The sequence below is a fragment of the Pseudomonas sp. FSL W7-0098 genome, from assembly GCF_005930585.1.
Lineage (GTDB): Bacteria > Pseudomonadota > Gammaproteobacteria > Pseudomonadales > Pseudomonadaceae > Aquipseudomonas > Aquipseudomonas bubulae.
The window spans coordinates 23,861-38,416 of sequence record NZ_RXHW01000015.1 but is presented as its reverse complement, the minus strand read 5'-3'; the positions used below and the strand labels follow the sequence as shown (position 1 = coordinate 38,416).

The window sequence follows — 14,556 nt, the reverse complement described above, 5'->3', positions numbered from 1 at the left end:
ATACTTGTGCGCCGTTTAAAGCTTCACCGTCTCCAGCAACCCGGCCGGGCCAACCATGGCGTAGTTGTAGCCAGGGCCGGACCAGTACTGGGCCTGCAGTTCGCCATCCTGGCGGTTACCCCGTGGCAACAGGCTGTTGTGTGGCCCAGGCGGACGGATATAGAAGCTGATCTGGCGCCCTTGCCGATCCTGGTATAACACCATCGCTGCGCCGCCCTGGTCGGTGGTCAGCAGGCGACTGCTCACCGGTCTGAAGCCTGCGCCCGTCAGATCCGGCAAGCGTTCGGCGTGGCTGAAGTAACGGTCAACCCAACCTTGCATCTCGCTGCTTTGCACGACGTTATAGTCCGCGGGCAAAAAACCCTGCTCGGCAAACATGCGATGGGCTGCCAGGGCGTCGCTCATGGGCAGGTTGCCAGGCTGGATGATTTGTCGGGCTTGCCAGCCCCCCAGCCCACCCACGCTGACGGCAATCAGCAGCACCGCCGCACTGGCCCAGTGGCGCCGTGATTGTCGGCGCTGGTGCTGGCGCAGGGCCGTCGGGTCAAGTGCCGGGTTGGCCGGTTGCAGTAAGTCTTGATTCAACGCAGAGCGCAGGTTCTGTGCATCGCGCTGCCAGGCTTCGACCTGGGCGGCGATAGGCGGGTTGGCTTGCAGATAAAGCTCAACTTGATGGCGTTGAGCATCGCTGAGCGCGTGATCGACGTAAGCATGAAGGTCGCGCTCGCTGGGCGGGATGCTGATCATTTGAGTCTCCGCAGGGCAGGGCGGGTGATTTCGCCCTCGCTGAGTTGGCGCAAGGCGTTGCGCGCTCTGGACAGGCGCGACATGACGGTGCCGATCGGCACGTCGAGTATTTCGGCCACTTGTTTGTAGCTCAAACCCTCCACCGACACCCACAACAACAGGGCGCGCTGTTCGGTGGCCAATTGGTCGAAGGCTTCGAGTGTCGATTGGGCAAGTACCGTGCGCTCAGTCGAAGGCTGGGTGTCATCGCGGCCGGTAAAAAATTCCAGCATGCGCGCATAGCGCCGTGACCGCCGGTGGTTGTCGACAAACTGGCGATACAGGATGGTGAACAGCCAGGCGCGCAAGTCACCGTCAGGGCGTTTATCGGCAACGCTGCCGAGGGCTCGCTCCAGGCAGTTTTGCACCAGGTCGTCGGCATTGCTGGCATGACGGGTCAGCGACAGGGCGAAGCGCCGCAGGCGCGGGATCAGTTCACGCAGTTGCTCATCAAGTGAGGTCATCGTCTGGCCAAATGACTGGGTGGGTGCAGGCAAGACGTTCAGGATGAGGCCTTATTCCCGGTGTTGTCGAAAAAAATTAATCGTTCATGGCTGGAATAAGGTTTTGCGGCCTGCGTCCTATAGGTCATTCACCTCACGGTCCTGTGGCCCCGGAGTTTTATATGGTCGATCAATTGCCGCCTGTGCGGCCCGCCACACCCCCCTTGAGTCCTGCCAGTGTGCTGTTGCGCCTGGCGGGCATCGGAGGGGTGGTGGCGGTCATTCTCGGCGGGTTCTATTACGTCAACGGCACGCTGGACCCGCAGCGGTTGAGCCCCGGCAAGCTGGTCAATGCGCTGGAACACAATAACGGCGTGCATCCGGGTTACCGGCGTAACCATGCCAAGGGCCTGTGCGTGGCGGGTTATTTTGAGGGCAGTGGTGCTGCGCAGGGGTTGTCTACCGCGCAGGTATTCGGTACCGGGCGTACGCCGGTGGTCGGGCGCTTTGCCTTGCCCAGTGGCAACCCCTATGCCCCCGACAGCAGTGTGCCGATCCGCAGTTTTGCCCTGCGCTTTACCCAGGCCAATGGTCAGCAATGGCGTACAGGGATGAACAGCATGCCGGTGTTCCCGGTGGGCACGCCTGAGGCGTTCTACCAGATGCTGCAAGCCGGTGCCCCAGAAGCGGCCACGGGCAAGCCTGCGCCCGGTGCCATGCCGGCGTTTTTTGCCGCGCACCCGGAAACGGCGGCCTTTTTGCAATGGGTCAAAACCGCGAAACCCTCGGCCAGCTATGCCACCGAGAGCTATAACGGGATCAATGCGTTTTATCTGGTCAACGCAGCCGGGCAGCGGCAGGCGGTGCGCTGGGGTGTGGTGCCGTTGGGGCAGGACGCGCCGGGTGCTGCGGCGCCCGACGATGCCGATTATCTGGAGCAGGATCTGGATAAACGCCTGGCGGCGGGGCCTTTGAAATGGCAGTTCAACCTGACATTGGCCGAGGCGGGTGACCCGACCACTGATGCCAGCAAGGCCTGGCCAGCGGGGCGCAAGGTGGTGGATGCAGGCACCCTGGTACTGGTTAAGGCCCAGGCGCAGAACGACGGCGAATGCCGCGATATCAATTACGATCCGCTGATTTTGCCCAGTGGCATAGAGGGCTCGGCTGACCCCTTGCTGGCGGCGCGCTCGGCGGCCTATGCCAGTTCCTATGTACGACGCACCAGCGAAGTTGACCAGCTACCCAAGGAGACACGGCCATGAGCGCACCCACTAAGCATTTCGCCCCGGTGGCGCGCCTGCTGCACTGGCTGATGGCGCTGATGATTATTGCCATGCTGTTTATCGGGGCAGGTATGGCGGCTTCGGTGTCGCAGCGGCATGAATGGCTGCTCAATCTGCACAAGCCCTTGGGTATCGCCATCCTGTTGCTGGTGGTGGTGCGCCTGTTTGTGCGTTTTGCTACCCGCCAGCCGCCGTTGCCTGCAGATCTGCCCGGGGTACAGGTGCTGGCGGCCAAGCTGTCCCATCTGTTGCTGTATGCCTTGATGCTGGTGTTGCCGCTGGTGGGCTGGGCGATGATTTCGGCAGCGGGGGATCCGGTCATGCTGGGCGGTTCATTGCAGTTGCCGGGTATTCTGCCGGCTGATCCCAGGGTGTTTGCATCGTTGCGCAAAGCGCATACGTTTCTGGCTTATTTGCTGTTTTTTACCGTCCTGGCCCATTTGGCAGCGGCGCTGTTTCATGGCTGGGTGAGGCGCGACGGGGTGTTGCAGAGCATGGTGCGGGGCAAGCAGGGTTGAGCCTGAATCAAAAGCCCCTCACCCCAACCCTCTCCCGGAGGGAGAGGGAGCTGATTATCAGTGGTCATGAAGTCGCGTGTGCTCAGTCCCCTCTCCCTCCGGGAGAGGGCTGGGTGAGGGGCTTTTGGCCATCGCCGAAGCAAACAGGTCAGAAGCCAGAAACCGCTCCAGCCAGGCATTCAAGTGCGGCAAGGGCGCCTGCGCAAACCACTCGCGATCGACATGGGCAAACTGCCGAACAAAGGGCGCCAGAGCCACATCGGCAAGACCCAGCGCAGACCCTGCAAGGTACGGCGTGTGCGCCAGCACATCTTCCAGCCGCTGCAAATACTCGACACCCTGAGCCCGGTAATGCTCCATCGGATGCTCCGGATAGCGGATGGCGTATTTGTAGCGATCCAGGAGTACCTTGAACACGCTGTCATTCGCCTCGATCAGCCCCCTGTGATCCGCTTGCAACCAGTTGTCCGGGTCATGTTGGCCCAGCGCCCAGAGCATGATCTCCAGACTTTGTTCGATTACCCGACCATCAGCACATACCAGCACCGGCACCGTGCCCTTGGGCGAGGCCGCGAGCATTGCGGCCGGCTTGGCCTTGAGGCTGACTTCGACAATCGATAACGGCACGCCGCTGTAACGCAAGGCCATGCGGGCCCGCATGGCATAGGGGCAGCGACGGAAGGAATAGAGCAGGTGCCGGTTCATTTCACCTCCACGGTGCTCAAGCCGTTGCCCTGGCGCTGCACCTGGATTTGCACCGGGATGCGTTCATGCATTTCCTGCACATGGGAAATCACCCCCACCTTGCGCCCCTGGGCTTGCAGGCCGTCCAGGGCGTCCATGGCCAGTTGCAGTGACTCGGGGTCGAGGCTGCCAAAGCCTTCGTCGATAAACAGCGATTCGATTTTCAGGGTGCTGGAGGCCATCGACGCCAGCCCCAGGGCCAGGGCCAGCGACACCAGGAACGTTTCACCCCCCGACAGCGAATGCACCGAGCGCAGCTCGTCACCCATTTCGGTGTCCATCACCAGCAGGCCAAGCATGCTGCCGCCACGCTTGAGGCGGTAGCGGCGTACCAACTGGCGCAATTGCGCGTTGGCGTGATGCACCAGCAGGTCGAGGTTGTAGGCCTGGGCGATCTTGCGGAATTTGTCGCCGCTGCCCGAGCCGATCAGCTCGCTGAGGCGCGCCCAGCGTTGCCATTCGCTGTCGGCTTGGGCGATACGTTGCCCAAGCGCCTGATTGACGTCCTGGCGCCTCTGGTCTTCTGCCTGTTGTGCGCGCAGTTCGGCGATCTGCTGTTCGCTGGCGCTGATCTGCGCAGTGAGTTCGGCCAGTGCCTGGTTGAGGGCGTCGGCGTCCAGGTTGCCATTGGCTTGCGCCTGGTGTTGGGCCAGGCGCTGTTCGCGCTCCTGCAGCAGTACGCGGGCTTGCTCGACGGCTTTTTCGCCGTTTTGCAGTTGCTGACGCAGTTCGCGCACCTGTGTGTCGTCGTAACTGAGCAACTGTTGCAGTTGGTTGTCATCAAGTTCGCTGTGCAGCGCGCGCCATTCGCTGAGCCGGGCGCTCAGGTTGGCGTGTTCCTGCTGCAAGGCCTGCAGGCGCTCCTGGCCGGATTTGAGCTCGGCGGCCAGTTGCAGCAACTGGTTGGCGGTGACCTGCAAGGTTTGCCCGGCCTGGGTCTGGACCGTGCGGGCCTGTTCGACAGCCTGCTCCAGGGCCTGCTGCCACTGTTCGGCGCTGCTGTAGTCACCCAGCAACGCCTTGAGGCTGTGCTGGCTGGCCTGTTGCTGGGCCTTCAGTTCGCTGACGCTGCGCTGCAGGGCGTCCAGTTCCTTGCTGCGATTGGCTTGCTGATACTGCTCGCGCTCGATGCTGCTGGCCCTCTGCGCCTGCTCCGCCTGTTCGTCGCGCTGCTGATCGAGTTGGGCCACTCGCTCAGCCACTTGCTGGTCGAGGCTTATAAAGCAGGCGGATGCGTTGTCGCGCAGGGCATTGAGGGTGGCCGGTGGCAGCAGGCTGGCAAATTCGCGCAGCTCGTCCTCAAGGCGCTGGCTGTCGGCATTGAGGTGTAATTGCTGCTCTGCCAGTTGTTGGCCAGCGAGCTGGCTGGTCTCGCTGCAGCGCTGCACTTGTTGCTGCAGGTGGGCCGCTTCCTTTTGCAGGCCAAGCAGGACGTTCTGACGCTGCTCGTCCTGGCTGATGCTGTGCTGCAACTGGTTCAGGCGCAGGGTCAGCCATTGTGCGCGCTTGTCCGGGTCCTGGGCCTGCCACTGTTGATGCAGTGGATGCGCTTCAAGGCTCGGCGCGAGGGCCTGTTGTTCTTCAATGAGGTGTTGATGTTGCACACGCAGTTCCTGGATCTGCGCTTTCATTGCGCTGAATTTATCGCGCAACTGATCCAGTGTTTCTTTAAGCCTGTCTACGGTTTGACGGGCGTTGGTTTCTTCCCGTTCATCGTGGCGGGACAAGCTGTGCAACAAGGCTTCGGGCTGGTGGTAGGGGTGTTCGTGGCTGCCGCATACCGGGCAGGGCTGATCGTCCTGCAGTTGTTCGCGCAGCTCTTCAACGCTGGCGCTACGGGCCAGGCGCTGGCGCTCCAGTAGCTGGCGGGTGATTTGCAGGGCTTGCTCGGCAGCCTCGTACTGACTTTTGGTCTGGTTGCCTTGCTCGACCAATGTTTCGCGCTCGGCGTGCAGTGCCTGCAGTTTGGTGTGTAACGCCAGCAGGCGATTGTCGAGGGTCTGCCGGGTGCTGCTCAGGCGTTGCAGCTCTTCAAAGGCGCGCTGCTGCTGGCGGTTGTCCTGGAGCAGGCTGCCCAGTGTCTGGATTTGCTCGTTGACCGCATGGGGCTCGGCGCCTGCTTCCTGGAACAGGATTTCCAGGCTGTTGCGCAGCTCGGTCAGTTGTTGCGTGGCCTGCTGGGCGCGTTGTTCAAGGCCGGGCAGTTCTTTGCGCCCGGTAGTGAGGTTATTGCTCAGCCGCACCAAGTGTTGCAGCCGGGGGCGATAGGCGTCCCAGGCGCTGGCCAGTGGCGCCAGTTCGCGGCTGTGTTCGAGTTGTGTGGCTATGTGCGCCAGGCGTTCGGTGCCTTGCTGCTGGCGCTCAAGCAGGGCATTGAGTGCCTGCTGCCCTGTGCTGCAGGCCTGTTCAGCCTGCTGCTGGAGGGCTTGTTGGGTGCTCAGCGCCTGGGTCAGGCGATCGAAGTTGGCTTGTTCCAGCAGGGCTTGCTGGACCTGCGGTGCGGCTTCCCGTTGCTGCGTCTGTGCCTGGGTTGCCGCCAGCGTGGCGCTTTGCACCTGGGCTTGCAGCTGGACCTGGCGCTGGCTCAGTTCGGTCTGTTGCTGCAGCTGGGCGCCGATGTGCTCGGCCAGCGGGTTCAGTTGCCCATTTAGCTCGGCAAGGCGGGCAAATTGATGCCGTTGCGGCGCCAGTTGCTCAAGCAGATGCAGGGTCTGGCGCTGTCCGGCCTGGCTGTCGAACAGGGTTTGTGCCTGTTGCAGTTGCTCGGCCGCGCTCTGGCGCTGTGCTTGCAGTTCGCCCAGGGTGTTGAGCCAGGTCTGTTGCAGCTCTAGCTGTTTGAGCTGGCCCTGCCGGTTTTTCAGCTGTTGCTGCGCTTCGTTGAACTGTCGGTCCAATTCGGCACGGGCTTCGGGTTCCAGGGGGGTAATGCCCACAGCCTGGTCTTTGAGTTGCTTGAGCGCTTCCCGGGCTTCTTTGGCCTTGTCGAAGGCACGTTTGCCCAGGCGCGTATAAAGGGCCGTGTCGGTGAGCTTTTCCAGCAGTTCACTGCGCTCGTTGTCATCGGCCTTGAGAAAGGCGCTGAATTCGCTTTGCGCCAGCATCACCGCACGGGTGAACTGTTCGAAGTTCAAGCCCAGGCGCGCTTCGAGCTGGACTTTGTAATCGCCTTTCTGGCTGGCCAGCAATTGATCGCTGTCCAGGTCGCGCAGGCTCTGGCGGCTGGCCTGCAGCTTGCCGGTGGCCTTCTCGCGGGCGCGGTTGGCTTCCCAGCGAGCGCGGTAGCGGCGCCCGTCGATACCGACAAAATCCACTTCGGCATAGCCTTCACCGGTGCCGCGGCGCAGCAGGGTGCGCGGGTCGCCGGTGGCGATTTCACCGTCGGCATCCGGCACTTTGGCATCGCGACCGGTGTTGTTCAGCCGTGGCACGGCGCCAAACAGGGCCAGGCACAGGGCGTCGAGCAGGGTGCTTTTACCGGCGCCGGTGGGGCCGGTAATGGCGAACAGGCCGGCACTGGCCAAAGGTTCGGCGGTAAAGTCCAGTTCAAAGGGGCCCGCCAGGGAGGCAAGGTTTTTCAGGCGAATGGCGAGGATTTTCATGGTTGTTCACCTTCAAGCTGTACTTCCTGCAGCAACACGGCAAAGTCCTTGAGGGTCTGTTCGTCGACTTCGCTGCCGTAGCTTTCCTGCCAGGCGCGGCTGAACAGTTCCTGGGGGGTGAGCTGGTCGAGTTCGATCAGGCGGGTGGCATCGTCATCGCCGTGGCGGCTGCCGCTGCCGGCATAGTCGGCGGCGATGCGCACCAGGCGCACGGACTTGCCCTGCAGCGCGGTTTCGATCTGCTGGCGTAAATCGGGCTGCGGTTCGTCGAGGGTGACCCGCACTTCGAGCCAGGGCTGGCGCTGGGTATCGGCGAGCAGGTCGATATCAGGCAGTGCGGCCAGGTGGGTGAGGATTTCAGCCAGTGGCAGCGGGCCAATGCGTTGCAGGTTGACGGCGCGGGGAATCAACAGCGGCTCAACGCTGACCAGGGTTTCGCCTTTGAGGGTGACATCGAGGATCTGGTGCTGATAGCCAATTTCCGAGAAGGACAACGGGATCGGCGAGCCGCAATAGCGGATGCGTTCTTCGCTGTTGACCCGCTGCGGCTTGTGTAAATGGCCCAGGGCCACATAGCTGATATCGGGCCCGAACAGGCTCGCGGGCAGGGCTTCGGCATTGCCGATGATCAGGCTGCGCTCGGAGTCTTCGCTGACCGAGCCGCCCGCCATATGGGCATGGCTGATGGCGATCAGGGCCTGGCCCGGCTTGCGTTTGGCGTTGGCGGCTGCGATCAGCCATTCATGCACCTGGCCGATACCGCGCAGGTAGTCATCGCCCAGGTGGGCGCCGGTGACTTCGGCGGGGCGCAAAAACGGCAGGGCCAGGCACCAGGCGGCAATTTTGCCCTTGGCATCGGGCAAGGGGATCAGCAGGCGTTCGGCATCGAGCTGGCCGTCGTCGAGCCACAGCACCCGGCCCAGGGCATGGGTGCGCAGGCGGCGCATCAAGGGGGCGGGCAGTTCGATCCGCGAGCCGGAGTCGTGGTTGCCGGCAATCATCACGATGGTCAGTTTGGGCTGTTGCTCATGGGCGCTGACGATAAAGTCGTAGAGCCGCTCCTGGGCTTTGACCGGCGGGTTGACGGTGTCGAAGATATCACCGGCGATCAGCAACACATCGGGCTTGTGTTCTGCCAGCCGGGCCAGTAGCCAGGTGAGAAAACAGGCGTGTTCGAAGTCGCGGTCCTGGCCGTGGAGGTTTTGCCCCAGGTGCCAGTCGGAAGTGTGAAACAGGCGCATGACAGAATCCGTTTTCAAAGGTGCAGGCAGCCCGTTCGCTCAGGCGGTTCAGGGGCTGCCTTGAATTTATTTGGGGTAAAGCGGCGGCAGGCTGCTCGGCTCGGCGCTGTCTTGCTGCTCGCGCTCGGCGGCAGGAATACTGCGGATGGCCTTCCACAGTTCTTCGCCTTGCCAGTGCTGGCCGGTTTCGCTGTAGAGCGCCCCATTGAGGCCGTCGAGGGCATCGGACAGTAATACAAAACGAGCGGCCATGTCGGCCAGGGTTTCCGGCTGTTGCCGCGCCCAGGCATCCAGGGCCTGGCGGGTGGCTTGCGGGTCGTTGGCCAGGCTCGCGCGCTTGAGGTCGTCCAGCAGGGTGCGCGGGCTCGGGCCGGTTTGCGCGGCGCGCAGGATTGCCGGTTGCCAGCGGGCACGCCACCACAGGCCCAGGCTCGCCAGGGTGGTGAATGCCAGGAACAGGGTGCTCAGTTGCCAGATCCACAGCGAAGACGTTTCGTTCAGGGCTGCGGGTGTGCCGCTGGCAGGCGTGTCCACGGCCAGATTGGGATTGGCCGCCGCCATCAGGGTGCGGGCGGGTAGGTAAGTGCGCTCCAGATGATCTTCGTGGGTGTTCCACCACACCACTTCGACTGCGGGCAGTTCAATCTGGCCAACCCGGGTCGGGACCAGTGCTTCGCGTTCTTCGCGGCTGCCGATCAGGCCGTTTTCGGTGATCTGGTTGCTCAGTTGCGGCAGGTCAGGGTAGCGCCGCAGGCCGTTGACATCGGTGGCAGGCAGGGGCGGCAGCTGGGCGCTGGACAGGCCTTCGGCCTTGAGCGTGAGGGTGCGGGTCAGGGAGTCACCGACGAGTGTATGGTCAGGTTCCGGGTTCCAGGTTTCGCTTATGCTCAGGCTGCGCGCAGGCAACCAGGGAGCCGTGGCTGGCCAGGCGTCGGGCTTGGGCAACACGTTCAGGGGGATTTCAGCCGAGGTTACGTGGACCATCTTGCCGGGTGTTGGCCCCAGCGGGGCAGGGGCCGTGGCTTGCTGGCTGTCGACCTGGGTGGCGCTGAAGGTTTGTGCCGGGATGATCAGTTCGCCGCTGCGCTGCGGGTAGATGCCGTAGCGGCGTTCGATCACACCATGGCGCACGCCGTTGATAAGCTTTTCATAGGTGCGCGACTCGCCCAGTTGCTCGACGATGGCGTCGTCCAGGTGCAGGGTGGTCAGGCTGCTGTCGTCGTACAGCGCTACGGAGTGGTAAATGCGCAGGGTCAGCAGCGCCTGTGCCTGCACATAGACCTTGGGCTGGTCGAGGCTGGCCTCGATAAACACCGGTTCCAGTTCGCTTTCGCTGGCCACGCTCTGGGTCACGGTGAGGGTGATCGGCTGGCTGTGGTAGTCGCCGATTTGCAGTGACGGGATGATCACTGTGCCGGTCTGTCTGGGTTGCAGGGTGATGATCCAGCGGGTGGTGCCCTTGTTGTCGTCGCTGAGGCTGTTGAGCTGGTTGACCTGGCGAGTGCCGCGCACTTCGAACAGCCCGTCCAGCGGGGTGAGGTCGGGCTTGCCGAACTGGGTGACGTCGTCGGATTCCAGGGTCAGTTCGACGGTTTCACCGGAGTTGAGCTGGTCGCGATCAACACTGGCGATCAGGCCCAGGGCGTTTGCCGGCAAGGTCCAGCAACACAGCAAAAGAAGCAAAACACAGAGGCGGTTCATTTGGGCGTGTCCTGATGGAGCTGCTGTTCGTACCAGAATTTGCGGCGTAACAATTCGGCAGGGTTGTCGGGGATCTGTCTGAGCCATTGTTCCAGGGCCTGGCGTTGTTCTTCTGCGGTCTGGTTGGCGGCCGGAGCGGGCGGGCGCGTGGTGGGCCCGTCGTCCGGTTCGCCGTCGGCGTGCGGAGCAGTGTCGGGGTCGAGCTGCTCGTGCGGCGCAGGCTCGGTGGTGGGGCTGGTGGCCGAGCTGTTGTCTTCATTGCGGGTGCTGCTGCTGGTGGCACCCTGTGCGCTGCTGCTCAGCGGGGTTTCAGTCTCGGCTGGCGCGGGCGGCTCGGGGGGGTGTTCGGCTTCGGCTTCAGCTTCGGCCTGGGCGCGTTGCTGCTCGAGCAGCTGTTCGACCAGGGCTTTGTTCTGTGCGGCAGCCTCCAGCTCGGGTTGCAGTTCCAGCGCCTGTTCCCAGGCATCGATGGCCGCTTCCAGCTCGCCGTTCATGGCCAGTGCATTGCCGCGATTATAGTGCGCGCTGGCGCTGTTGACTTCGGCAAAGCGTCGGGCTGCACCCGCATAGTCACCCGCCCGGTACAGGGCCACGCCCTGCCAGAGCGGGTCGCTGAAATGCTCCACGGCCAGCAGCGGCTTGTTTTGCTGCAACAGGCGCAGGCCCTGTTGGTCGGGACGCAGCCACAGGTCGGTAAAGCTCATGGCCTGCGCGGGCTGCGGTTGCAGCATAAACAGCAGGGGCAGGCAGAACAGCCAGCCACGGCGGCCCGCGCAGGCCACCAGCAGCAGAAGCGGCAGCAACAGCCAGTAACCCTGGTCGGCCCAGGTATCCAGTTGCAGGGTCTGGCCGTCATTGCGCAGGTTGCGCGGGCCGTCGAGCAGGCCCAGGCCGCGCAGGTCGTTGTCATCCAGACGCGCCTGGCGGTAGCGGCCACCTATATCGAGGGCAAAGGCGCGCAGGCTCGGGCTGTCGAGACGCGGCAGGAGAATGGCACCCTGGTCGTCCTGGAGAAACTGCCCGTTTTCATCCACCACGGGGGCGCCTTCGCGACTGCCAATACCCAGTATCAGCAGTTGCGGTGCATGGCCGCTCAAGGCCTGGCGGATGCCGTTGCGCTCCAGTTCACTGAGCGATGAGGTGATCAGCAGCAAGCGGCCCTGGCCCAGTGCGCTCTGATCCAGCAGTTCAAGGGCTTTGCCAATCGCCAGGTCGGCGCGATGGCCCGGCTGCGGCATGATCGACGGCTTGAGGGCTTCGAGCAGGTTGCGGCTGGTGGCCATGTCATCGGACAGCGGCACCAGGGTATGGGCGCTGCCCGCGTAGACGATCACGGCGGTTTGCGCGTCGCTGCGGTTTTGCAGCAGGTCGTAGATTTTGCGCCGTGCCTGCTCAAGACGGTTGGGCGAACTGTCGGTGGCGAGCATTTCGGGGGTCAGTTCGAGCATCACCACCAGCGGGTCTTCGGGTTTCTGCGAGGACTGCTCGACGCGCTGCCAACTGGGCCCGAGCAGGGCCAGCAGGGCCAGCAGCCAGCCGAGTCCGAGGGCGATCCATGGCAATTTGCTGCTACGCCCGCTGCCGCCGCTGAGCAGCACCCGATGAAAGGCCGGCGGCAGGATTTTCTGCCAGCGGCCCGCGCGTTTTTCCCGGTGCCAGCGCTGCCACAGCAACCAGCCGAGCAGCGGCAGGATGAGCAGCCATTCGGGGCGGAACCAGTGCGGCCAGAGCGTGCTCATCGACGCCTCCGCAGGCGCAGGCGTGTGAGGCGCGCACGCCAGTCAGGATGTTGCTGCAGAAAATGCTCCTTGCTCAGCCAGCGCTGCACAGGGTTGTTGGGCCACAGTTCGCGGATCACCAGCAGCATACTGAGCAACAGGGCCGCGGCCAGCGGCCAGCTGTAGAGTGCCTGCGCCGGACGCGCCTGGGTCGGTTGTTGGGCCACAGGCTCCAGTTGGTCGAGGGTGTCCTTGATGGCCGCCAGTTCACCGCCGTTGCGGGCGCGGAAGTAGCGGCCACCGGTGACTTTGGCGATTTCTTCGAGTGCCGGCTCATCGAGGTCGACCCCGGGGTTGATGCTGAGCAGGCCCTTGCTGCTCTCGTCCGGGTCTGCGCCGATGCCGATGGGGTAGATTTTGACTCCCTCTTCGGCAGCCAGGCGAGCGGCGGTCAGCGGGTCGATATGCCCGCCGTTGTTGGCGCCATCGGTAATCAGGATCAGCACCCGGCTTTGTGCCGGGCGTTGGCGCAAGCGCTTGAGGGCCAGGCCAATGGCGTCGCCGATGGCGGTGTTCTTACCGGCGATGCCAATGCGTGCTTCGTCGAGCCAGGTATGCACGGTGTGGCGGTCGAAGGTCAGCGGCGCTTGCAGGTAAGCCTGGCTGCCGAAGAGGATCAGGCCGACGCGATCGCCTTCACGGTTTTCGAGGAACTCGCCGAGCAGGTTTTTGACCAGGTCCAGGCGGGTTACGTCTTCACCCTGCCATTGCATGTCGGGGTAGTCCATCGAACCCGAGACATCCACCGCCACCAGCAAATCACGGCCGCTGGCGGCAATCGGCAAAGGTTCGCCCAGCCACTGCGGGCGGGCAGCGGCCGTCAGCAACAGCAGCCAGAGAAGGATATGGGGAATTTGCTGGCGCCATGAAGGCAGGGTGGCGCGGGCCTTGCGCCGGGTCAGTTGTTCAAGGTCACTCAAGAAACTGACCTGCAGCGCCGCCTCCCCGCTGTCGGCAGGCGGCAGCACCAGGCGCATCAACCAGGGCAGGGGCAGCAGGATGAAGATCCACGGCCAGGCAAATTCAAACATGTTTGCGAATCCAGGTTTCGACCGCCTGATTGAGCCCGGCAATGGCCTTGTCGTCGAGCTTGCACTCGGGCTTGTAGGCACCTTCGACCAGCACCATCCAGCGGGTCAACCCGGCAGCCGGGCAGCGGTTGTCTAGGAACGCCAGCCACTTGCGGCCATTGAGGGTGTGGCTCTGGCTGTAGGGGTAGTGGTTGCGGCACAGGCGCTTGAGCAGGCCGTTGAGCTGTTGCAACCAGGCGCCGGCCGGTGCGCCATCGTAGGGTTTGGGGAAACGGGCCAGTTCTTCCAGGGCAGCCAGGCGTACCGGGTCGAGCGGTTGTTCGGTGCGTGCCGGCAGGCGTTTGGCAGGCAGGTAGCGGCGCAGCCACCACAGGCCCCATCCCAGGGCGGGCACCACGAGCAATAATAGCCACCAGCCCGGCGCTGGCGGCCAGATGCCGAGTGCAGGCGGCAGGATCAAGGGTTGCAGTTGTTCAAGTTCTTTCATGAGGCTTTGCCGGGGCGTTTGGCGTTCAGGTATTCGCGCAGCTGTTCGACCATCTCGCTTTGAGTGCTCAGCGGCATCAGCAACACCCGCAGTTTTTGCGCCAGCAGTTCCCAGCGGGCGATGCGGGCCTCGGCCTGGGCGCGGTAGGCCTGGCGCAGATCATAGTTGAGGGTGTCCAGTTCCAGTTGCGCGCCGCGCTCGGCAAAGCGCAACAACCCGGCAGCGGGTAAGGCGTGGTCGAGAGGATCGGACAACGGCAGTAGCATCAGGTCGCAATGGCGTGACAGCAGGCTCAGTTGCTGCTCGGCGGCGTCGGTGAGGCCGCGTTCATCACAGATCACGATCACCAGGCTGCCGGGGCGCAGTACTTCACGGGCGCGGATCAGGGCCATGCCCAGCGCGTCGCGGTCCGATTGCACTTCGGTGTGCAGCGACTGGTTGACCCGCACCAGGCGGTTCAGCAGCTGCAGCAGGCTCTGCTTGCTGCGCCGTGGTTTGATTTCATAGTGTTCATGGTCGCCAAATACCAGCCCGCCAACACGATCGTTGTGACCCAGGGCGGCCCAGCCGATCAGGCTGGCGGCCTGGGCGGCAAGCACCGACTTGAACATCAGCCCCGAGCCGAAAAACAGCCGCCGGCTTTGTTCGGCAAGGATGAAAATTGGCCGCTCGCGTTCCTCATGGAACATCTTGGTATGCGGTTCCTGGGTACGCGCCGTGACGCGCCAGTCAATGGTGCGCACATCGTCACCGGCCTGATAGACCCGCACCTGATCGAAGTCGACCCCGCGTCCGCGCAGTTTCGAGTGATGCAGGCCCACCAGCGGGCTGCGCTGGCTGGGCGAGGCGAACAGCTGCACTTCACGCACCCGATGGCGCATCTCGATCAGTTCCGCAAGGGTGACGCGGATGCCGGGCTCGGCGGGCAGGGGGGTGTTCATG

At 63.6% G+C, this 14,556-nt stretch carries 12 protein-coding genes; 2 read left to right on the top strand and 10 right to left on the bottom strand.

The features are described 5' to 3' along the window. Positions 1–15: 15 nt before the first annotated feature. Positions 16–747 (bottom strand): anti-sigma factor family protein, encoded by a 732-nt coding sequence (locus FHL07_RS22235; RefSeq protein ID WP_095000560.1) that lies wholly within the window; start codon positions 745–747, stop codon positions 16–18. Next, the gene (locus tag FHL07_RS22230) at positions 744–1,250 is read right to left on the bottom strand and encodes a sigma-70 family RNA polymerase sigma factor (RefSeq protein ID WP_095000559.1); all 507 of its coding nucleotides are present in this window, start codon (positions 1,248–1,250) and stop codon (positions 744–746) included. Before FHL07_RS22230 ends, FHL07_RS22235 begins: the two co-directional genes overlap by 4 nt. A 161-nt stretch (positions 1,251–1,411) precedes the next feature. On the opposite strand from FHL07_RS22230, the gene FHL07_RS22225 reads away from it, so the two are divergent. Both FHL07_RS22225 and FHL07_RS22220 read left to right on the top strand, forming a co-directional pair. After that, a complete protein-coding gene (locus tag FHL07_RS22225; protein WP_095018125.1) occupies positions 1,412–2,494 on the top strand; it encodes a catalase family peroxidase in 1,083 nt (360 codons plus the stop codon). Next, positions 2,491–3,033: a cytochrome b gene (locus FHL07_RS22220; RefSeq protein WP_095018124.1), complete on the top strand. Its 543-nt coding sequence runs from the start codon at positions 2,491–2,493 to the stop codon at positions 3,031–3,033. The genes FHL07_RS22225 and FHL07_RS22220 overlap by 4 nt, the downstream gene beginning before the upstream one ends. Before the next feature lie 57 nt (positions 3,034–3,090). Here the strand turns inward: FHL07_RS22220 and FHL07_RS22215 are convergent, their stop codons facing one another. The 8 genes from FHL07_RS22215 to FHL07_RS22180 all read right to left on the bottom strand — a co-directional run bounded on the left by FHL07_RS22215 (position 3,091) and on the right by FHL07_RS22180 (position 14,555). After that, positions 3,091–3,738, bottom strand: coding sequence for a glutathione S-transferase (locus FHL07_RS22215; protein WP_138738921.1), 648 nt, complete (start codon positions 3,736–3,738; stop codon positions 3,091–3,093). Further along, positions 3,735–7,376: an AAA family ATPase gene (locus tag FHL07_RS22210; protein ID WP_138738920.1), complete on the bottom strand. Its 3,642-nt coding sequence runs from the start codon at positions 7,374–7,376 to the stop codon at positions 3,735–3,737. Before FHL07_RS22210 ends, FHL07_RS22215 begins: the two co-directional genes overlap by 4 nt. Then, positions 7,373–8,617 (bottom strand): exonuclease SbcCD subunit D C-terminal domain-containing protein, encoded by a 1,245-nt coding sequence (locus FHL07_RS22205; RefSeq protein ID WP_095018121.1) that lies wholly within the window; start codon positions 8,615–8,617, stop codon positions 7,373–7,375. Before FHL07_RS22205 ends, FHL07_RS22210 begins: the two co-directional genes overlap by 4 nt. A gap of 66 nt (positions 8,618–8,683) precedes the next feature. Further along, the gene (locus FHL07_RS22200) at positions 8,684–10,318 is read right to left on the bottom strand and encodes a BatD family protein (RefSeq protein ID WP_095039211.1); all 1,635 of its coding nucleotides are present in this window, start codon (positions 10,316–10,318) and stop codon (positions 8,684–8,686) included. Beyond that, positions 10,315–12,057, bottom strand: a complete 1,743-nt coding sequence (locus FHL07_RS22195) for a VWA domain-containing protein (RefSeq protein ID WP_138738919.1) — start codon at positions 12,055–12,057, stop codon at positions 10,315–10,317. Before FHL07_RS22195 ends, FHL07_RS22200 begins: the two co-directional genes overlap by 4 nt. After that, the gene (locus FHL07_RS22190) at positions 12,054–13,127 is read right to left on the bottom strand and encodes a vWA domain-containing protein (protein WP_095000551.1); all 1,074 of its coding nucleotides are present in this window, start codon (positions 13,125–13,127) and stop codon (positions 12,054–12,056) included. The genes FHL07_RS22195 and FHL07_RS22190 overlap by 4 nt, the downstream gene beginning before the upstream one ends. Then, positions 13,120–13,614 carry a DUF4381 domain-containing protein gene (locus tag FHL07_RS22185; RefSeq protein ID WP_095000550.1) on the bottom strand — a complete coding sequence of 165 codons (495 nt, stop codon included), beginning with the start codon at positions 13,612–13,614 and terminating at the stop codon, positions 13,120–13,122. The genes FHL07_RS22190 and FHL07_RS22185 overlap by 8 nt, the downstream gene beginning before the upstream one ends. Continuing rightward, positions 13,611–14,555, bottom strand: coding sequence for a DUF58 domain-containing protein (locus FHL07_RS22180; protein ID WP_095000549.1), 945 nt, complete (start codon positions 14,553–14,555; stop codon positions 13,611–13,613). Before FHL07_RS22180 ends, FHL07_RS22185 begins: the two co-directional genes overlap by 4 nt. Position 14,556 lies beyond the last annotated feature (1 nt).